The sequence below is a fragment of the Legionella drozanskii LLAP-1 genome, from assembly GCF_001467585.1.
Classification (GTDB): Bacteria; Pseudomonadota; Gammaproteobacteria; order Legionellales; family Legionellaceae; genus Tatlockia; species Tatlockia drozanskii.
The window spans coordinates 944321-963285 of sequence record NZ_LNXY01000020.1 but is presented as its reverse complement, the minus strand read 5'-3'; the positions used below and the strand labels follow the sequence as shown (position 1 = coordinate 963285).

Below are 18965 nucleotides of genomic sequence, written 5' to 3'. Positions count from 1 at the left end.
GTTTTAATGTACTCCAATCTTGAGAAATAAGCGCTTCTTTTTTTCTACGACTCCATCCTTTAATTCGTAGCTCGGCTGCAAGAGCTTCTTCCCGTGTATTAAAGGATTGAGAATACATTAATCGGATAGGTAAGCGAGTACTTGTGTAACAATTTGGAATTATCTTATTTTGATGTTGATGAAGACGATGTTCAAGATTATCAGTATGACCTGTATAATAGCTACGATCATTACATTTAAGAATGTATACAAAAAACACGCTGAACTCCTTTGTAGTGTTGGACTATAATGCTTCGAGACGGCGCTAATGCGCCTCCTCAGCACGAACGGATTAGAAACATATCAATTTCATTTGTCAACAAATACTTAGGGCTAATTGGAAGGCTTTGACTGCGGGATCCATTGATCTTAGGCACACTTTCTAGCCATTATTTAAAATGGACCCCGTGGTCAAAGCCACGGGATTCGCCCAGATAGATAAGTTGGATCTTGACTCAACCTTAGGAACTCAATTCACCACACAAGTTCTTTTCCATGAGAGCTTTCACTTGCTGATTGTCTAAATTCTTGCTGAAGAGATAGAGCAATTTGCAATGAGCTGCTTCAGGCGTCATGTCGTGGCCGCTAATTAGGCCAGCTAGTTTTAGCGTGTAGCCCGTAGCGTATTGATTCATTTCTACATGCCCATGTTGGCATTGACTACAATTGACAATCACCACCCCGCGTTCGCAAGCGTCCTCCAATGCTTGCAAAAAATTCGGATCATTGTTTTGTGCATTGCCGCTGCCGTAAGTTTCCAGTATTAAGCCACGTAGTGGTTGCTGCAAAATATAATCCAAGACCTTAGTCGCAAAACCAGGAAAGAGACGAAAGTTTGCGATAAATTGCGAACTGATGGTCTGTAAATGAAAGGATTGTTTTGGTGCGGGAAGTAAGAGCTCTTTATGGAGTTCAATACTGATCCCTATAGTCGCTAAATGGGGAAAATTAGGTGAATCAAAGGCATTAAAACGCTGAGCGCTGATTTTTTGAGTGCGATTACCCCGCAGCAAGCGTTGGTTAAAATAAACGCATACTTCGTTGATTGGCTGATGAGCACAAAGCCATAAAGAAGTAATGATATTATCGATGGCATCATTGCGAACTTCGGATAAGGGAATTTGCGAACCGGTGACGATCACTGGTTTAGATAGATTTTCCAGCATGAAAGATAAAGCAGAGGCTGTGTAGGCCATCGTGTCAGTGCCATGAAAAATCACGAAACCATCAAAATTCTGATATTCCTTAGCAATATCACTCGCAATTAGGTTCCAATCACTCACCGTCATGTTAGAAGAGTCGAGTAAGGGTTGATATTCTTTAATACTATAATCAGGCATATCCGCATGACTTAAAGCAGGAATTTGAGCTAAAGCAGTTTGTACATAACCCAAAGCTGGCTCATAGCCATGGGCCGCTTTAATGGAACTAATTGTTCCACCTGTATTGATAATTAGAATGCGTTTCTTCATAAATAAGATTCTGAGTGAAGGCTCTTCCAGGACTAAAAAAGGCTTAGGAAGAACAAGCTAGAGTACAAGATTATATCAATTTCACGATAAATTGTTACTAAACGCAGATTTATTTGCCAAGCTCTTGTACTTTGTGGAAAAATCAGGGGATTAACGGTTTAGTGTAAGCAGTGACAACATGGTTATTGATCGCGCCGGATACCGGTTGAACGTTGGTATAATTCTAACCAACTCCTCCGGTCGAGTTTTTTGGGGAAGACGAAATGGTCATGATGCATGGCAATTCCCACAAGGTGGGCTGGCTACAGGTGAAACAGCACTGGAAGCCATGTTTCGCGAACTTCGTGAAGAAGTAGGTTTAGATAGAGAAGATGTAGAGGTCTTAGGCTCTACAAAACGATGGTTAAAATATCGCCTGCCTAAACAATATCTCCGTCATGGAAGCGAACCTTTGGTTATTGGTCAAAAGCAAAAATGGTATTTACTTAAATTAACGGCCAGCGAACAAAAGGTACGGTTAGATTTAAGTGATTCGCCCGAGTTTGATAGTTGGCGTTGGATTGATTATCACGAGCCTCCAGAGCAGGTTATTTTTTTTAAACGACAAGTTTATACTCAGGCTATGAAAGAACTAGAATATCTGTTAAAGAAACGCCGCACTCCTTTCAGTGCACGACGTAGGCGAGGTAATCAAAGTCGATAAATGTTAAAAATATTAAAGCGAATCGTACAGGATGTAACCACAGCAAGCCATTTAACTGAAGCATTGACTATTTTGGTGCAGCGAGTGCGCAAAGCAGTTGATGCCGAAGCTGTCTCTGTTTTCCTCATTGATAATAAGCACGCTGAATACGTACTGATTGCTACTGATGGTCTAAACAAAATGGCTGAGTCCAGAGTTCGTGTGGGTTTAGACAGTGGATTGATCGGTTTAGTAGGACGGCGTGAAGAACCCATTAATATTGAGGATGCGCCTTCTCATCCTGATTTTCATCAAAATTCCTTGCTGGAAGAAGAGCATTTGCGCTCTTTCTTAGGAGTACCCATTATTCAGCACCGTAAACTTTATGGTGTTATGAGTGTGCAGCGTGCTGAAAAGCGCTGTTTCGATGATGCAGAAGAAGCGTTTCTCATTACTTTAGCCGCACAACTAGGTGGCGTGATTGCACATGCTGAGGCCACCGGTGAACTATCCCAATTAACTCAACCCATACCTGCTGGCACAACCAAAACCGAAGCGGCACCAATGGCGCTAGGTGGCGTGGGATCGGTTCCGGGTATTGGAATTGGTACCGCTGTAGTGGTTTATCCTCAAGCCGACATCGATTCTGTGCCTCGGCATAGCGTAGAGGGTATCGAAGATGAAATTGAAATATTTTATGAGGCCTTACAAGCTGCCCGCGAGGATATGCAGCGCTTAAGTAAACGAATGAAGTCTACCGTTGCCGAAGACGAACATGCCTTGTTTGATGTTTATCTGCGTATTCTCGATAGAGATAGTTTAGGTATAGAAGTTGAGAATGTTATTCGCGAGGAACAAATCTCTGCGCAAGCCGCTTTATCAACGGTCATAAAAAAACATGTACAGCAATTTGAAAGCATGGAAGATGATTACCTGCGCGAGCGTGCCAGTGATTTTCGCGATCTAGGTAGAAGAGTCCTTGCTGAATTACAGCGTTCACAACGCGAGGAAATTGCTTATCCACGACGAACTGTATTAATTGGTGAAGAAATAACCGCCTCAGCCTTGGCAGAGGTGCCGGAAGGGCAGCTAGTCGGTGTGGTGTCGGCAAAAGGAGCGAACAATTCTCATGTGGCCATTTTGGCACGGGCTTTAGGTGTTCCTACGGTCATGGGCGTGCGGGGTCTTAAAGTTGAGCATTTGTCGCGTAGAGCTATTGTCGTTGATGGTTATTTTGGCCATGTTTATGTATCACCTTCCAGAGCCATTTTTTCTGAATTTAAAAAACTAGCGCGCGAAGAGCAAGAGCTGAATCAGAGTTTAGTCAGTTTACGCGATAAACCTGCTGAAACTCTCGATAACTATCGCGTCTCTTTGCAAGTCAACACTGGTCTTGCTATGGACGCCGGCTTATCAATGAGCGTTGGTGCAGAGGGAGTGGGTCTTTATCGCTCCGAAGTGCCTTTTATGAGCCGAGATCGCTTTCCCTCAGAAGATGAGCAATACATTATTTATCGTCAAATTTTAAAAGCGTTTGCCCCGCGATTTGTCACCATGCGAACTTTAGATATCGGGGGCGATAAGATTCTCCCCTATTTTCCAGTCAAGGAAGATAATCCCTATCTTGGCTGGCGTGGCATTCGGGTAACGCTTGATCATCCCGATGTGTTCCTCATGCAGGTGCGGGCCATGATGCGTGCCAGTGAAGAGTTGAATAATTTACGCATTATGCTGCCAATGGTCACGAATCTCAGTGAAGTTGAAGAAGCTATTTTTCTTGTTGAACAAGCGTTTGATGAATTATTGGAAGAAGGCTGCTTCATTGAAAAACCAAAGCTGGGCGTGATGGTTGAAGTCCCTGCTGCCGTTTATCTGGCGCGAGAATTGGCAAAACGCGTTGATTTTCTTTCGGTGGGCAGTAACGATCTCACGCAATATTTGTTGGCTGTTGATCGCAATAACGCTCGAGTTGCGGGAATCTATGATTCGTTTCATCCGGCAATGTTACGGACTTTAATGAAAGTAGTTGAAGGCGGTCATGCCGCTGGTGTTGAAGTCAGTATCTGCGGTGAAATGGCTTCTGATCCTTTGGCAGTGATCTTATTGTTGGCGATGGGTTTCGATACTTTAAGTATGAACTCAACTAGCTTGCCGCGAATAAAATGGGTCATTCGAAATATCTCTTTAGCGAAGGCGCGTAAGGTATTGGCTGATGTTTTGGAACTGGAACACCCTGCCGAAATTCGCTTAAATTTACAAAGAGCTTTGGAAGAAGAAGGCTTGGGCGGTCTGATTCGGGCTGGCCGATCGTGAGTGGAGTAGATCTCCTCTACTATGCGGGTGTTTATGTCTTAGCGGGTATTTTTGCCGGATTAGTATCCGGTGTGATGGGGATCGGTGGTGGCATTATTGTGGTCCCAGCCTTGGTGTTTATTTTCAATCATAAAGCAAATTTTCCTCAAGATTTAGTCATGCATATGGCCGCTGGTACATCCTTAGCTGTGATGCTTTTCACGTCTCAATCTTCTATTCGCGAACATTATAAGCAGGGCATTATTCTTTGGGATGTTTATAAACGCTTGTGGCCGGGTATTGTATTAGGTGCAATTAGCGGTGGTTTGCTTTCTGGCCAATTATCCACCTTTTGGTTGCGCATGATTTTTGGCTGCTTTTTGCTATTTGTCGCTTTTAAAATGCTCCTTGATACCAATAAAAAACAGCTTAGTCATCACCGTTTCCCGCCTCCTTGGATCAACGGTCTGATTAATTTTATAATCGGTTCAGTTGCCGGTTTATTGGGTGTGGGCGGCGGTGCCTTAACAGTTCCCTATCTTAGTTATTGTAATTTAGAGATAAAACAAATCGCACCGATTTCTGCGTTGGCGACCCTAACAGTGGCTGTAGTAGGAACAATAGTCTTTATTATTACCGGTACAAAAGCGTCTGGTTTGCCTGCCTACAGTAGTGGCTTTGTTTATTGGCCGGCTGTTTTGTGCATCGCCATTCCAAGCAGCTTTTTTGCGCCCTTGGGTGCGAAGTTAACTTATATTGTGCCGGTGAAGCAATTGAGATATGGTTTTATTATTTTGCTGCTTATAACCGCTGTTGATCTCCTGATTCTAAGAGGACTTTTTTGAGGTATATCTATGCTAGAATTCCCACACATTGATCCTGTCGCTTTTTCGCTAGGTCCCATCCAAGTCCATTGGTATGGTTTAATGTATTTATTTGGCTTTGCTGGTGCTTGGGTTTTAGCGCAATGGCGAGCTAAGCATTATCAATTGGATTGGACTGCAGAGCAGATCAGTGATTTAATTTTTTATGGTGCTCTTGGCGTTATTATTGGCGGACGAGTTGGCTACATGCTCTTCTATAATACGCATCAATTACTCACCGAGCCTTGGACCCTACTAAAATTATGGGAAGGGGGGATGTCTTTTCACGGTGGCCTAATTGGTGTCGCTGTAGCGATGTGGCTATTTGCCCGTAAATTCAAAAAACCTTTTTTAAAGGTAACCGATTTTTTAGCACCGTTGGTTCCTTTAGGGCTTGGAGCGGGGCGGCTGGGTAATTTTATCAATGGTGAATTGTGGGGACGGGTAACTGATGTGCCTTGGGCAATGGTGTTTCCTCATTCGGATGGGCAACCACGTCACCCCTCTCAATTGTATGAGCTAGGTTTAGAAGGAATTGCTTTATTTACCCTTATATGGTGGTATGCCTCTAAACCGCGACCGCAAGGCCGAGTGTCTGCCATGTTTTTAACAGGCTACGCAATGTGTCGGTTAATTGCCGAATGTTTCCGTGAGCCTGATGTGCAATTAGGTTTCCTTGCATTTAATTGGTTAACGATGGGGCAGTTACTCTCTATTCCGATGCTATTAGCCGGCTTGTACTGTTTAAATAGGAGTAAACGATGAAAACGTATTTGCAACTTCTAGAGCATATTTTAGAGCATGGTGTGGAGAAAACGGATAGAACCGGCACAGGCACCTTATCTGTTTTTGCTTATCAAATGCGTTTTAAATTAGCGGAAGGTTTTCCTTTAGTTACCACTAAAAAATTGCATACTCGCAGTATTATTCATGAACTACTTTGGTTCTTGCAAGGTGATACCAATATCGCTTATCTCAATGAAAATGGGGTGACTATTTGGGATGAGTGGGCAGATAGTAAGGGAGAGTTAGGACCTATTTACGGCCGTCAATGGCGATCGTGGCCCACTCCAGATGGACGCAGCGTTGATCAATTGTCTGAGGTTGTACAGCAAATCAAAACGAATCCTGATTCTCGACGACTACTAGTAAGCGCTTGGAATGTGGGGGAACTTGATAAAATGGCATTAATGCCTTGCCATGCCTTATTTCAGTTTTATGTTGCTAAAAACCAACTGTCCTGTCAATTATACCAACGCTCAGCCGATGTATTCTTAGGGGTGCCTTTTAATATTGCTTCCTATGCATTATTGACCCATATGGTAGCCCAACAATGCAATCTTGAGGTTGGTGATTTCATTTGGACTGGGGGTGATTGTCATTTATATTTAAACCATCTCGAACAAGCGCGTACACAACTGCAACGCGATCCTTTGCCGCTACCTAAGTTGCATATTAAGCGCAAACCTACGTCTCTTTTTGAATATCAATTTGACGATTTTGAAGTTCTTGATTATCAATCGCATCCGACAATTAAGGCGCCGATAGCAGTGTAGGGTTAAGATCTTTTGCCTCTCCCCAGCCCTTCTCGCGAAAAACATGATCCAATTATTCAGTTTTCTGCGCGAGCGAGGGGGGGCAATTTCAAGGCCCAACCTAGGCTTCCACAAGAGCGCACTCAGTTTCCTTGAAGTTTTTCATCTCCAAGACAGCAATGACAAATAAAAACTGCGCCGCATAATAGAGATACATCACTAAAATAGAGATGAATTTATCATTTGCAAAAATAAATTGATTAATAGCAAAACTGAGATCAGAAAATAGAAATAAAAAAGCGCCGAGGCTGATAATGGATGTCTGCTGCTTCACATGTAAGGCACAAAAAATCATAGTGATAAGCCAGCAGCTATAAACCATTACAGGTATTTTCATATCGTCTAAATGCGAGTAAAGGCCATAGAAACTGATTGCCATGAGCATCAGCATCACTAGAAAAATGGACAAGCGTTTATTGCTAAATTCTGCATTTTTTAAAAATAAAATAATATAAGCACATTGAGCGCAAATGAATGCCAAGATCCCTAAGTGCAGTGCCAAATCGATAGGTAGAGTAAGCACAAGATCACCGACCAATGAAAAACCAAGCGCTGCAAGCAATAAATTTCTAATGGCAGAGTGTTCGGTTTTTGCGGTGAGACTAATAAGAAATAAGGTTGGAATGGCTTTAACTACTGTCGTGAAAGGAAATTGCAGAAAGGGCACGGACAGAAGACAAACTAGCAAGCTTAGCATGGCAAGTATTAGTGTTGTTCTAGAATATTGTCCTGACATTATATTTCTACATGAGCTGCCGTCTGATAGTTTTTGAGTATACACCGCTTATTCAGCGAAGTAACTCTGTCCGATTAGTCAAAAAAGGTTTTATCGGAATTCCTCAAAATCTCATATAAGCTTAGAATTTGTTTTTTAGTGGCTCGATGAGTGGATAAGGGGGGTAGATCATTCAGGTCGAAGAAATCGATTTCCGCAATTTCAATATTTTCTTTTTTTTCACCAGAAAGGATTTCACAATAAAAAAAGCATTTGTACACATGCGGCCATTGTGGTGGATGATCGTGCTTAAGTTTATCCCATAAAGCGAGTAATCTTAATGCAGAAACCTCAAAGCCGGTTTCTTCTTTAGTTTCTCTAATTACGGCTTCAGAAGGTGATTCATTAATATCAGCAAAACCGCCTGGTAGCGTCCATAACCCATCTGAGCGTTCTTTCACTAGTAACAATTTATTATCTTGTAAAATAAAAGAGCGCACATCCAGTTTGGGGGTGGCGTAACTTTCTTCCAATGAAAATAAATGATCAAGTTCTTCTAGGGTGTTTTTTGAATAATTGCTGGCAAGGTCAGCTGCAATTTCACGCAATTTTAAATACCTTTGAGTATCAAATTCATTATTGGAATAGGCAAGACCATTTTGGGCGAGGGCCTGAATTTCAGAAATTAATTTAAGCCAATATATTTTATTCTTGGCCATATTATTCTCCTGATCGTGAGTAATTAGGTTGGAGCTAAGACCCAACCTAATCTGAAATTAAGCTGCCGATTTGCTTTCTTTTGATTTCGTCTTGGCAATTAAGAAATCAAGAATTTTAAATAATCGAGCCTCTTCTCTAGCCATCTGCAAATCGATTTTGAATTGATTATTGACTACTATCGCAGGAACGCCATTGACATGGTAACGAGCCATTAATGTGGTACCTTGATTGAGCTGCATATCGATGGTTGTTGAGTTTTCAAAGGCACTTTTCGCAGTGGTTGGATCTATGCCTTGTGCAGTAAAAAAATCGATCATCGCTTGATTAGAATTCATTGAATGACCTTTATCCTGAATCGCTTTGAACAAGAGAGGATTGAGTTTAGATTCTAAACCTAGGAGGTTAGCGGTGTAATAAGCTTTGGCATAAAAGGTCCAATCTTTATTAAATACGACAGGCACACGCGAAAACTGAATGGCATTACCCTGTTGTTTTACCCAAGTCATCAGTGCAGGATCAATGCGATAGCACCAAGGGCATCCGTAGCTAAAAAATTCGGTGACTGCTACCTTCGGAGTATTGGATTTAGCGTCTGCTCCATTGATTAATTCATAATCTTTGCCAGCAACGAATTCTTCCGCTGAAGCTAAAAGTGGTAGAAGTAAAAGTACGATCGCTACAAAACGTTTTAACATTATATTACTCTCTTTAAAAATTAATGTAGACCTTGAATGTAATAGGCCACCGCCTCCATATCTTCCTGACTCATACGCGAACTAATGTCGCGCATAATGGAATTTAAGTCGTTTGCTCGTTTCTTGTCCTTAAATGCTTGTAATTGTTGAACAGTATAAGCAGCATGTTGTCCTGTTAATACCGGAAAACCTGCTTGGGCATTGCCAGTACCTTTCGGACCATGGCAAGCGATGCAAGCGGTAAGGTGTTTAGCAAAATCACCGCCACGATACAAGAGTTCACCTCGTTTTAAAAATTTTTCTGGTGTTTGTCCTGCGGGAAGAGGCATTTTAGAGTAAAAAATTGACAGTTCGGCTATATCTTTGTCATTTAGGCTGGCTAAGATTGCGGTCATTGTAGCGGCATTGCGCGTCGTTCCTGTTTTAAAATCTTGCAATTGTTTTATGAGATAATTCGCGTGTTGTCCTGCAAGATTTGGCCATTGCGGATCCTGACTAATACCCTGTGATCCATGACAGGCTGCACATAAAACGGCTTTTGCTGGTTCTGTTTTCGATGTTTCAGCAGATGCACTAACTATTGTGCCGAGAAAGGCAAGAGCACAAAAGATTTTTTTCATTCTTTTTCCGAGGATTTAAGTGGTTTAATGGTACACTGCTTGGGTAAAAATCCCAAAGTGAAATCGAATAAATGTTAATGAATCCTTATGCTCAAGCCGTGTTTTTAAAAAGTGCTGCACGCGTCAATCAATTACCGCCGGATGAAGGTTTTGAGGTTGCCTTTGCTGGCCGTTCTAATGCTGGAAAATCAAGTGCACTGAATTGCCTAACCGGAATTAAGCATTTAGCACGCACAAGTAAAACCCCGGGGCGAACCCAATTAATCAATTTATTTGGCATCGATGAATCACGCCGGCTTGTCGATTTACCGGGTTATGGTTATGCAAAAGTCGCACAGCAGGTCAAAGAAGACTGGCAAAAAAATTTAGCTCACTATTTAGATGTGCGCCAATGCCTCCGTGGTTTAATCCTATTGATGGATAGCCGCCATCCTTTGAAAGAATTGGATCGGATGATGATTGATTGGTCCGTCGAGCGCCAATTGCCCGTGCATATTCTTTTAACCAAAGCAGACAAATTAAGTCGTAGCGAGGCCAAAAATACAGTTCTAAAAGTGCGAAGACATTATGAGTTAATGGAAGGCTTGATTTCCGCCCAAAGCTTTTCTTCATTAAAACGGGAAGGAGTGGACGAGTTAATTGCTAAATTAAACGAATGGTTTTCTTTCCAACCTTCCACCGAATAATGAATTTCCCTAGGAGAGGTATAGAACGGATACCTGAGAAAAAATTGCTGGGAACTCTCAGACTCCGAACGATTAATTGTAGTCTACAAAATTGAATTATTACCTAAATATGGCTGGACCTGATGACTATGGGCCAAGTCCCAAGGCGCCAGCTAGCTCCTCCTAAACTAAATAGGATCAGAGTTTCATTGTAGGCTGACGATAAGGTAGCCTCGAAAATTCCCTCCGTCGATATCGAGAGTTGACATGCTTTTTAATAATAATTTCTCTGGAACCCAGTAAGGCTCATACAATTTGCGGTCGGGGTCCATGATTAACACTCGTCGAGTAGAATGGTCGTAAGCGCCGATGGGTGAAAAATGACCGACATTTTCGAAATCGGTAAAAAATTTTTGATTAAAATTTGCAATGATAAACGTTTTACCGGTGTTTTCGCTTTCGATTAATGTTTGGTGAAGCGTGGATTCATTTTCTTTTTCATTATTGTTCATTTGTTTCACTGTGACCCTAAAATTTTTTAGGCCATAAACTGTTAAGGCTTTTTCGAGATATATTTTTAATTGATTAAGAGCTACGCCATCGCCACCTTGTTTAACCGCTTCGCGCCATTGCTTATCGTTGACCTGATTCAATAATTCATCTTGAGAGGCTAATGATTGATGCGTCATCAAATGTTGGTGACTACGGGCTGCATTGACAATCATGGTAACAGAAGCCAGTGAACAAGAGCTATCCGTTAATTGGGGTAAATAATAAGGGTTAATTCGCCAATAAAGAGGGCTGCGATTTGTTTGAAAATAGTCATGAGAAGATAAAATGGATTCTACACCGGAAGCATAGCGTGATTTTGCAGTTTCTCTCGCTTGTAAATCCGCTTCAGCTTTTACGATGAAGGTAAAAAAACTCGTAATTAAAAATAAGAAAAATGAGGAAATTTTGAGTCTGGAGTTGTAGTGATTTAATAGTCTAGTCAAGCTGATACAACCTTAATTTCAGAAAATAAGAGGCAAATATTATAAAAAAAAGCAACTTATTTGTCAATAATTGCACAGATTGAATGGTTTTAGATGTTTAGCTTGACGATTTTGGAAAAACAAAGCGCTTTAATTTTTTTGCAAGCGCCTCAGCACAAGGACAGAAGCGCAAGACCGATGTATCTTTTTACTGTCTAAAAGTTCCACTTACTACCAGCTGATTATCATTCTGGTCTTGTGGGATGATGGAATATCTTCCCTCGCCAATATTCTCTACAGAATAACCTAGAGCTTCCAGTTTTTCTGAGGCTTCTTTAATTTTAGTCTCTAAAAGGCCTATAATTTTGGGCATTTTCTTTCCGCCACGTCTAAGCTCATTTAGCTTATTGCAAGCGCTAGATAAATCGGATGCTAACGCAGCGGCTTCAGAGGTAAAACCATTGTCAGCTGTAAAATTAGATTTCTCTGCCGTTATTAATTGATTTCCATTTAAAGAACGGGACAATCCCGCGGCAATAAAGTTTTCTCTATTATTTTTTGTTAATTTGCTCATAGGGTTCTCATTATTAAAAAGAGAGCGATTCTAATGGACTTAGATTAAGGAAATATTAAGAACTCAGTTTCGAGGATGAGACATGCTTACAACTTAAATTTAGCCTTATATTTGCATTGAAGAGTGTAATACTTTGTAAGTCCTAGATGATTGATGTTCTTGTGCATACTGTCTAACTTGCTCCATGGTTGTATATTTTTCACCAGACTCTAGTGCTAATTTCATTGTGCTCCATGGGTTTTTAAAAAATTCACTATTGTATTGTTTGAAATAAGCTTTTTTAAACAGTTTAAATTCTTTTTTTGATGTTAAAGGATCTTTTTCCTCTTCAAGTGTCTGATTATCACGACAAGCGTTAAAAATTGTCTCATGTCTTTCTCTGATTGCAGCAATGTCGACCTTGGTATTTTGCGGTCCATTATCAGCATCTACGCTGTCATTATAGGCTTCGAACTCAGCTGCTATTTCATCAATTACCTGAGAATTTTCTTTTATAAATTCCTTAAATTCAGGAATTTTAAAAAGCGTTTTTTTCAACTCAACAAGTCTTTTAACTAGGGGCTTAGAACAATCCTCACTAATGGCATAGGCTTGATTGATATTTTTTAATAATTGTTGGTTCAAAATTGATTTCAATAAATATTTCCATTCTTGATTACGGAAATGTTCTAATTCATTGATTCCTGCGAGTTCGTATGGATCCCATGTTGTATCTGATTGATGATAACATTTATAGGGCCACTGACTGGGGTGATAATCTCTAACAATCGGTAAGTTTAATAAATCATTTGAGGTAATATTGTGAAAAACATAATTACCTGAATGACCAAAATCGATCCTGACAAATTGGTTGTTGCAGTTTTTTCCCCAATTGATCCCATTCAAATCGCTTTCACCGAGCACCATAGAAATAGCTAGTACACCGGCACAATCCATCTCAGCCCATTCTTGATACTGAATCCCTTTCTCTTCTTCGTAGCGTTTCTTGTTTTCCTTATAAAATGAAGAGGTGGACCTAAAGCCGTCAATTTCTTTGGATAGCAACCCAACATACTGGTATTGACCTTCTACAATTTTATATACTGGGGTAGTTTTAGGAGCTCGATCCGGTCCTAAAAGCAAACGATAGTAGTTTGCGAGAACCACTTCTTTTTCATCAGCACGCTTAAAATAAAATAGTTCTGGCTGAGAAGAATCATCAGAATTTCGCTTAAATTTTCTAACGTTCCGGTGTTCCTCATCAGCGAATCCAATATCTTCAAAATCATTCACTACTTCAAAGAGATCGGGAACCTTGCGAATAATTTGGGGTTTTATTGGTTTATATTTGTTTTTTTTAGTATGACCAAAAAATTGATCTAAGAAAAACATCTGGGATCCATTCGTGACAAATAATGACACAAAGTATATATTTTTTATATTAAGAATTTATTAACAGGTACTTTATGATGAATTTACACCGGACAATTTTTAGTAGCTGGCCTATAGTAATACCAGGAACCTATCAAATACTCATTATTTATTGGAAGAATATAAAGTTTCCTGCATTGGTATTGGCCTGTTTTATGATTTTTCCTATACCTTCCTTTGAGCCAACCACCACCTGTCCTTGCTTTTTCTATTTCTTCTTGAACAACTAAGACCCCCGAGAGATCTTTTGTAGGTAATTTGTCATCATTGGTAGCTAAGGTTGTGATCGCTAGTAACCTCAGCAGCTTCTGGATCTTGATCGCTAAACAGCTCTTGAAAAAACGAGAGGGTTCTTCTCCCCATTTCAGTAGCAGCAACACTGAGTGTTCCTCCTGCTGCTGCACCCGCTATTCCACAGGTAGGAGTTGATAATAAGCAAAGTAATAGGAATGAGGGCAATTTCTTAGAATCAAACTGTTCCATGTTACGAATCAAAAAAGCGGTAAAAAGGAGTCCAACGTTTGTACCTATGAATCCTCCTGTAAGGGTCCCTACAAAGCCCGCACGAGCAAGAGCATGATTTTGTTCATTCTTTTTTCGCATAAAAAACAATCTGTATTAATTGGAGTCTAACACTCAAAATAAAGCGCATATATTATAGGAAAGCTTTAATATTACAAGAGCAAGATAACGAGGCTTGATGGTTTTGAGATTGAATGTACCAATGCTTGGCGAATCCTAACCCACACGCTGCAATTATCAATTCCAAAATGGAATGTGGCTCGGAAAATAATTCGTTTTGATACGACCTTGTTTTGTGGCCAAATTGCAGCCATTTAGCTTGTTATAGAGGCACACTGTTGTGAGAGAGAAAGAACCGTTAGATAAACAACCAACAAACCAGTTACCTGTCAGAAGCCAATCCAAATTTTATTATGTCCGCGGTGTTTTAGGTGATCCTCGGCTAATCAAAGAACACATTGAAACGATAAAACGCCTGAGAAAAGGTGATTTTTCAGAGGCAGATTTAGAAAAGTTAAAAGGTGTGGAAGCTATTTATAGTTATCGTATCAATAAGAAAAAACGATTACTGTTTACATTTATCACAATTAATGGCGAAGAGTATCCAGTCATTCTGGATTATTTGCCCACTCACAATTATCACAACTCTCCCTTTCTGCGCCCAGGATTTCTAAAACGTTATCTAGAGAACCAAAAAGAAGTTTTTAAGGAGTTGATAGAAAAAGAGAGTGAAGCGCCTGATGGTCTCGACGAAGAGCCATCGTTCGAACCTTGCTCAGCAGCTGAACTAAGCGCAAGATTAGCCAGTCTAACTCTCGAGGATGATAATGAATGCGAGTTGGGCGTATTAGAGTATTACGAAGAGAATCTCATTGAACTAAGCCCCACTCAACAGCAAATCTTGAAGATTAAATTGCCGGGTCCTGCTCTCGTTGGTGGGGTTGCGGGTTCAGGTAAAAGCTGTGGTGCCTTCACGCTATTAATCGCCTATATCACCGCTATGCAGCAGCGAGCACAACAGGATAATAACCCGGAAAAATTGGACCAGGCTGACAACAAAAAGAAAAAAACCATCAAAATTCTATACGTGACTCAGTCAGAATTTTTAGTCAAATCGATGGAGGAAGCATGGGATAATTTACCTCTAGCGAGGGAAAAAGAAGATGTTCAGCTTGAGTTTAAAACTTATCAGCAGTTATTAGAGCATCTTGAACAAGGAGGCCTAGAGCCCGCTGGTGTCGAGACCTTTACTGGCTGGTATAAACAATATGTCAAGAAAGCTAGAAAAGCGGCACACACTCGAGGAGAAGCCCCTCCTCCCGAACTCGATAGCAAAACTGCTTATCAAGAATGCCGTATTCGCTCAGGGTATTCCCCGGAAGACTATTTAGATTTAGGAAAGAAACAATCACAACTACAACGACAGGAGCGCTCCTGGCTTGATAAGGTCTATAGCGACTATCTCAAAAATTTAGCGAAGGAAAATCAGTTTGCCCCCGAATTTAGCCCCTTAGCGCTGAAAGATTACTATGATTTAATCACCGTGGATGAGGCGCAAGATTTTTCGCCTGGACAACTCATCTCTTTGAGCCTCGCGGCCAAAAAAGGAGCCGTTGTTTATTTTACGGATAGCCACCAACAGTTATTCGATGAACGCTCGATTCGCTCTTTTATATTGAAGAAACTCCATATAGCCCAGGAAAATCATATTGAGCTGACGGTGATGCATCGCTGCCCACCCAAGGTACAAGCGTCCGCCAATGAAGTCATTGCGTTTAAACACCGCTTAGTGGGAGGTATTGCCGATCCCGATGAGCCAACTAAGATAGAAAAAACGTTGTATGCAGAAAATTCTCAGGGACATGTTTATCTGTTGGATATGAACATGCTGGATGCTTGCACTTGGATGCGTGAACAGCCCTTAGGGTCTGATTTTGTTGTGGTTACTTTAGAAGGCCAACAAGAAGAGGCAAAAAAACATTTTAATACTCAGCTTATTTTAACCCCCGAGCAGATTAAAGGCCAAGAGAAAGAGTTTGTAGTCGCTTATCGGCTATTCCCTCCAACCCTCTTTAAAGAAGCGCAACAACGGCTCCATGAGCGAGGCGAGACCAAGCAGCCTATCCATCAAGCAAAATCAGCACATCGTGATGACCATTATATTCGCGAATTAAATCGCATCTACACCGCTTTTACCCGTGCCAAGCATGCTTTAGTCATCGTTGAAAAATTCACGCCAGAAAACGAAATACTACTCAAACACTTACGCCCCATTGCCGATAAGGGCCTCCCTTCAAAGGAAGGATTAAAACTCGCCAATCAAGAGGATTGGCAACAGGAAGCGGCAAAACAAAAAGCAGCAGGTAATCTAGCCGTCGCCGCAGCAATTGAACAGGCTATACAGCCGCAGCATCAAACTAACTCTAATCCTACAGATGAGACAAAAAGTGCGGGTAAAAAAGGAGGTAACAAGAACGTTGCAACCCCAACAACAGGAAAGAAAGGACCAGGCAAGAAGGCCGCTGCAACACCAACAAAAAAAGAGCAGCAACCTCGCCCGCGATCTGTGCAAGCGGTTACTACTAAACCAGCTCCCCTCTCCTTAGAAGAAACTAATGCCATTCAATTGTATTATGAGTTTAATGAGAAACGGTTTGCCGTCTCCTTGCGTAATCTCAACGTTGTTTCTCTACTATTAACAAAATATCAAACATCAACAGATTCTTTTGTTCTCCTTGAGAAGCTGATTGAAGAGGATAAAATCAAGATCCTTGTTAGCCTCGCTGTAAATAATGTCAACACCTTATTAAATATACCCTTTGATAAACTATTAAACTGTATAAAGCAAAATATAGATAAGAGTGACGCTCATCAAAAGGCCTACGATTCACTTTCAACAATGTCTTCTGTCAAACAAGGCATAGAGAAAATCATGAGAATAATTGATAGGAATTCAACGGGGCCGGTGGGTGAAGGTTGCACGGCTGCACATCTTGAAGCACTTTGGGGCTCTTGTAGGAATCTAAGTAAACTTCAAAAAATAGGATGTGACTTAAATAAAACCAATGATAAAGGGCATACGGTAGCGTATATGGTCGCAAGATCTGGAATAATCGAAGACCTTATGATTCTTAAAGATTTGGGAGTCGATTTTGAAAAAGGAGTCAATGGAGCCATTCCTGCAAATATTGCTGTTATCCAAGGACAGGAGGTGGTCATTCGATTATTAAAGAATTGGGGAGTTCAATTTGATAAACCTAATCAAAATGGCTCAACCCCAATCCACACTGCCGCTTTCTACGGAAACACAACCCTCTTAAAGTTATTCCACGGATGGGGTTTGAATATGGATATACTTAATAAAGACGGACATCCACCAATTCATCAAGCTGCTCTGAATAGTAAAACTGAGGTTTTAGAGTTATTTTACAGCTTGGGTCTAAAATTGGATACACAGGCTAAAGATGGAACAACAATAGCGCATCTAGCTGCTAGAGACGGAAACATGGCAGTTTTGCAATTGCTTCACGACCGGAAAGAGAAGCTGGATGCTCCAGACCATAATAACAACACCCCAGCTCATTATGCCACCATAAAAGATCAACTAGAAGTCTTGGTGGCGTTTCAACGTTGGGAGGTGGATCTTGATACATCAATGAGTACTGGTGCAACAATAATGTACCTAGCTGCCAGCAAGGGATTTTTAGATATTATAAAATTCTTAATTGATAAAAGACCCAATCAGGCTAAAATTCCTGCAATATTTAATGCCTCTCTGTTTTATTCATTGATGACAGAGCTTCATGAGGATAAAGAAATAGAGTCAAGGTTGACTCAGAAACTTAAGGAACGGAAGCTGGCAGGAGACCCTGACTCGAAAACCAAGATATTCCCCCTTGATATTGCTGAAATAATGGGACATGTCCATGTGGTCGAGGAGTTACAGAAGCTTGCTCAAAAAGAGACGAGGGCTATTGAAAAGCGCTCGGGTGAAACGGTTGATTCGACTGAGAAAGAAAATGCGCCCCCCACTGATAATTCTTTAATAGTAACAAATAGTTATTGTCCAAACTTTTTCGCTACGTCTAAAGAATCAAATAGCGATAAACCATTAGCTAATGGAGCCTGTATTTCACAGACACACGCTTCGTTTTAGATTCCTAGAAAAATGGGCTTACCTTTACGTTAAGCTCTTCATTATTCCTTATTTTGCAGAACTTGTTCTGTAAACATATTAAGATGTGGTCTATGGGGATGGAGTAGGGCCAGGCCACCTAATATGGATTACATCGCCAATATATTCAGGATTAGGTGCATAGATGGCTACATGATAAGGTTTTCCGTTATGCCTAATTAGAATGAGGTCACCACGTTTTAATTCAGAAATTAAGTAAAAATTCATTTTTAGAGGAAGAAGATTGGTTAATTATTGTTGTTCAAAGTTAATCCATGTTGGCTGGCTATTAATTCATTGTTTCATAATTCTACAAATCATGTATAATTTTTGGTAAATTTTTATATATTTATGCTTTATGAGTGTTACAGAAATCTTTCATTTAGAATATAGAGTCGGTTCCAAAATTTATATTCTTAATAAAACCGAACTGTGTTGCATTGACCAAGCGGGGAAAAATAATTTTTCCATCGCTCTTAACGAGGTTGATCCATCATACAGTTACGGTGGTTTTTACAGCCCAATTTTTCTTTTATTCCTCGCATATATTGCGTTTGGTTTAACAGTCCGTAGTGCACAATGGTTTTATGGTAGCCCACAATTTAACTTTACAGGTCATATCCAGTTTATTTTCTTTCCTTTTATTTTGCTGTTAGCTAGCTATCGATTATATCGTCATAACCAAGAAAAATGTGCTTATCGATTTTATTCTCTTCGTGATAATACAGTGGCTTTTACACTTCCAATCGATAAAAAAGATAAAGAAAAAACAGAAGTATTTTTGCGTGCAATCGTGAGTAGAATTCATCAAGTCACTCCGGCAAACGAGCAGGTTTTATTTTTGCTTTGTAAGTATGGTTTGTTAACACCTACGGAATCGACTCAATTAGAGGCTTATATCCAACAAGATCAATCAAGAATGAAATCAAACGTGATCCCTTTTGCGAGTTAAT

General features: G+C 40.5%; 19 protein-coding genes. 8 read left to right on the top strand and 11 right to left on the bottom strand.

The window, feature by feature from the left end; translation table 11 throughout:
• Together Ldro_RS08625 and ansA are read right to left on the bottom strand one after the other, a co-directional pair.
• Positions 1–259: GIY-YIG nuclease family protein (locus tag Ldro_RS08625; RefSeq protein WP_065235913.1), on the bottom strand; the 259-nt coding region annotated here is incomplete at its 3' end.
• Positions 260–500: 241 nt separating this feature from the next.
• Positions 501–1511: an asparaginase gene (gene ansA, locus Ldro_RS08620; protein WP_058495986.1), complete on the bottom strand. Its 1011-nt coding sequence runs from the start codon at positions 1509–1511 to the stop codon at positions 501–503.
• Positions 1512–1689: 178 nt separating this feature from the next.
• Between ansA and Ldro_RS08615 the strand changes: the two genes are divergently transcribed.
• From Ldro_RS08615 to thyA, 5 genes are read left to right on the top strand one after another with little or no spacing between them, the layout of a single operon-like run.
• Positions 1690–2214, top strand: a complete 525-nt coding sequence (locus Ldro_RS08615; RefSeq protein WP_058495985.1) for an RNA pyrophosphohydrolase — start codon at positions 1690–1692, stop codon at positions 2212–2214.
• Positions 2215–4506, top strand: a complete 2292-nt coding sequence (gene ptsP / locus Ldro_RS08610; RefSeq protein ID WP_058495984.1) for a phosphoenolpyruvate--protein phosphotransferase — start codon at positions 2215–2217, stop codon at positions 4504–4506. It abuts the gene before it with no gap.
• On the top strand, positions 4503–5330 hold the full coding sequence (locus Ldro_RS08605) for a sulfite exporter TauE/SafE family protein (RefSeq protein ID WP_238583992.1): 828 nt from the start codon (positions 4503–4505) through the stop codon (positions 5328–5330). Before ptsP ends, Ldro_RS08605 begins: the two co-directional genes overlap by 4 nt.
• A 9-nt stretch (positions 5331–5339) precedes the next feature.
• On the top strand, positions 5340–6113 hold the full coding sequence (gene lgt / locus Ldro_RS08600) for a prolipoprotein diacylglyceryl transferase (RefSeq protein WP_058495982.1): 774 nt from the start codon (positions 5340–5342) through the stop codon (positions 6111–6113).
• Positions 6110–6904 carry a thymidylate synthase gene (gene thyA, locus Ldro_RS08595; protein ID WP_058495981.1) on the top strand — a complete coding sequence of 265 codons (795 nt, stop codon included), beginning with the start codon at positions 6110–6112 and terminating at the stop codon, positions 6902–6904. The genes lgt and thyA overlap by 4 nt, the downstream gene beginning before the upstream one ends.
• 100 nt (positions 6905–7004) lie before the next feature.
• Here the strand turns inward: thyA and Ldro_RS08590 are convergent, their stop codons facing one another.
• The 4 genes from Ldro_RS08590 to Ldro_RS08575 form a co-directional block, all read right to left on the bottom strand.
• Entirely contained in the window at positions 7005–7679 is a 675-nt protein-coding gene (locus Ldro_RS08590; RefSeq protein ID WP_065235912.1) for a lysoplasmalogenase, read from the bottom strand.
• A 74-nt stretch (positions 7680–7753) separates the two neighbouring features.
• Positions 7754–8377: an NUDIX hydrolase gene (locus Ldro_RS08585; RefSeq protein ID WP_058495979.1), complete on the bottom strand. Its 624-nt coding sequence runs from the start codon at positions 8375–8377 to the stop codon at positions 7754–7756.
• Between the two features lie 57 nt (positions 8378–8434).
• Positions 8435–9073, bottom strand: coding sequence for a thiol:disulfide interchange protein DsbA/DsbL (locus Ldro_RS08580; protein ID WP_058495978.1), 639 nt, complete (start codon positions 9071–9073; stop codon positions 8435–8437).
• Positions 9074–9093: 20 nt separating this feature from the next.
• Positions 9094–9693: a c-type cytochrome gene (locus Ldro_RS08575; protein ID WP_058495977.1), complete on the bottom strand. Its 600-nt coding sequence runs from the start codon at positions 9691–9693 to the stop codon at positions 9094–9096.
• 71 nt (positions 9694–9764) lie between these two features.
• On the opposite strand from Ldro_RS08575, the gene yihA reads away from it, so the two are divergent.
• Complete coding sequence (gene yihA, locus Ldro_RS08570) at positions 9765–10379, top strand: ribosome biogenesis GTP-binding protein YihA/YsxC (RefSeq protein ID WP_058495976.1); 615 nt, start codon at positions 9765–9767, stop codon at positions 10377–10379.
• A gap of 185 nt (positions 10380–10564) precedes the next feature.
• Here the strand turns inward: yihA and Ldro_RS08565 are convergent, their stop codons facing one another.
• The 4 genes from Ldro_RS08565 to Ldro_RS08550 all read right to left on the bottom strand — a co-directional run bounded on the left by Ldro_RS08565 (position 10565) and on the right by Ldro_RS08550 (position 13919).
• Positions 10565–11353, bottom strand: coding sequence for a phytochelatin synthase family protein (locus Ldro_RS08565; protein ID WP_058495975.1), 789 nt, complete (start codon positions 11351–11353; stop codon positions 10565–10567).
• 187 nt (positions 11354–11540) lie between these two features.
• Entirely contained in the window at positions 11541–11906 is a 366-nt protein-coding gene (locus Ldro_RS08560) for a hypothetical protein (protein ID WP_058495974.1), read from the bottom strand.
• 105 nt (positions 11907–12011) lie between these two features.
• The gene (locus Ldro_RS08555; RefSeq protein ID WP_131764451.1) at positions 12012–13178 is read right to left on the bottom strand and encodes a hypothetical protein; all 1167 of its coding nucleotides are present in this window, start codon (positions 13176–13178) and stop codon (positions 12012–12014) included.
• 402 nt (positions 13179–13580) lie between these two features.
• Positions 13581–13919, bottom strand: coding sequence for a hypothetical protein (locus tag Ldro_RS08550; protein WP_058495972.1), 339 nt, complete (start codon positions 13917–13919; stop codon positions 13581–13583).
• A 259-nt stretch (positions 13920–14178) separates the two neighbouring features.
• Between Ldro_RS08550 and Ldro_RS08545 the strand changes: the two genes are divergently transcribed.
• Positions 14179–17994 carry an ankyrin repeat domain-containing protein gene (locus Ldro_RS08545; protein WP_058495971.1) on the top strand — a complete coding sequence of 1272 codons (3816 nt, stop codon included), beginning with the start codon at positions 14179–14181 and terminating at the stop codon, positions 17992–17994.
• A gap of 90 nt (positions 17995–18084) precedes the next feature.
• Here the strand turns inward: Ldro_RS08545 and Ldro_RS17005 are convergent, their stop codons facing one another.
• Positions 18085–18240 (bottom strand): NlpC/P60 family protein, encoded by a 156-nt coding sequence (locus Ldro_RS17005; RefSeq protein WP_083497918.1) that lies wholly within the window; start codon positions 18238–18240, stop codon positions 18085–18087.
• 130 nt (positions 18241–18370) lie between these two features.
• Between Ldro_RS17005 and Ldro_RS08540 the strand changes: the two genes are divergently transcribed.
• Positions 18371–18964 (top strand): hypothetical protein, encoded by a 594-nt coding sequence (locus Ldro_RS08540; protein WP_058495970.1) that lies wholly within the window; start codon positions 18371–18373, stop codon positions 18962–18964.
• Position 18965 lies beyond the last annotated feature (1 nt).

What these genes read in the sequence shown, in the direction of transcription:
- ansA (WP_058495986.1), bottom strand. Translation starts at nt 1,511, where the DNA reads ATGAAGAAACGCATTCTAATTATCAATACAGGTGGAACAATTAGTTCC.
- Ldro_RS08615 (WP_058495985.1), top strand. Translation starts at nt 1,690, where the DNA reads ATGGTTATTGATCGCGCCGGATACCGGTTGAACGTTGGTATAATTCTA.
- ptsP (WP_058495984.1), top strand. Translation starts at nt 2,215, where the DNA reads ATGTTAAAAATATTAAAGCGAATCGTACAGGATGTAACCACAGCAAGC.
- lgt (WP_058495982.1), top strand. Translation starts at nt 5,340, where the DNA reads ATGCTAGAATTCCCACACATTGATCCTGTCGCTTTTTCGCTAGGTCCC.
- thyA (WP_058495981.1), top strand. Translation starts at nt 6,110, where the DNA reads ATGAAAACGTATTTGCAACTTCTAGAGCATATTTTAGAGCATGGTGTG.
- Ldro_RS08590 (WP_065235912.1), bottom strand. Translation starts at nt 7,679, where the DNA reads ATGTCAGGACAATATTCTAGAACAACACTAATACTTGCCATGCTAAGC.
- Ldro_RS08585 (WP_058495979.1), bottom strand. Translation starts at nt 8,377, where the DNA reads ATGGCCAAGAATAAAATATATTGGCTTAAATTAATTTCTGAAATTCAG.
- Ldro_RS08580 (WP_058495978.1), bottom strand. Translation starts at nt 9,073, where the DNA reads ATGTTAAAACGTTTTGTAGCGATCGTACTTTTACTTCTACCACTTTTA.
- Ldro_RS08575 (WP_058495977.1), bottom strand. Translation starts at nt 9,693, where the DNA reads ATGAAAAAAATCTTTTGTGCTCTTGCCTTTCTCGGCACAATAGTTAGT.
- yihA (WP_058495976.1), top strand. Translation starts at nt 9,765, where the DNA reads ATGTTAATGAATCCTTATGCTCAAGCCGTGTTTTTAAAAAGTGCTGCA.
- Ldro_RS08560 (WP_058495974.1), bottom strand. Translation starts at nt 11,906, where the DNA reads ATGAGCAAATTAACAAAAAATAATAGAGAAAACTTTATTGCCGCGGGA.
- Ldro_RS08550 (WP_058495972.1), bottom strand. Translation starts at nt 13,919, where the DNA reads ATGCGAAAAAAGAATGAACAAAATCATGCTCTTGCTCGTGCGGGCTTT.
- Ldro_RS17005 (WP_083497918.1), bottom strand. Translation starts at nt 18,240, where the DNA reads ATGAATTTTTACTTAATTTCTGAATTAAAACGTGGTGACCTCATTCTA.
- Ldro_RS08540 (WP_058495970.1), top strand. Translation starts at nt 18,371, where the DNA reads ATGAGTGTTACAGAAATCTTTCATTTAGAATATAGAGTCGGTTCCAAA.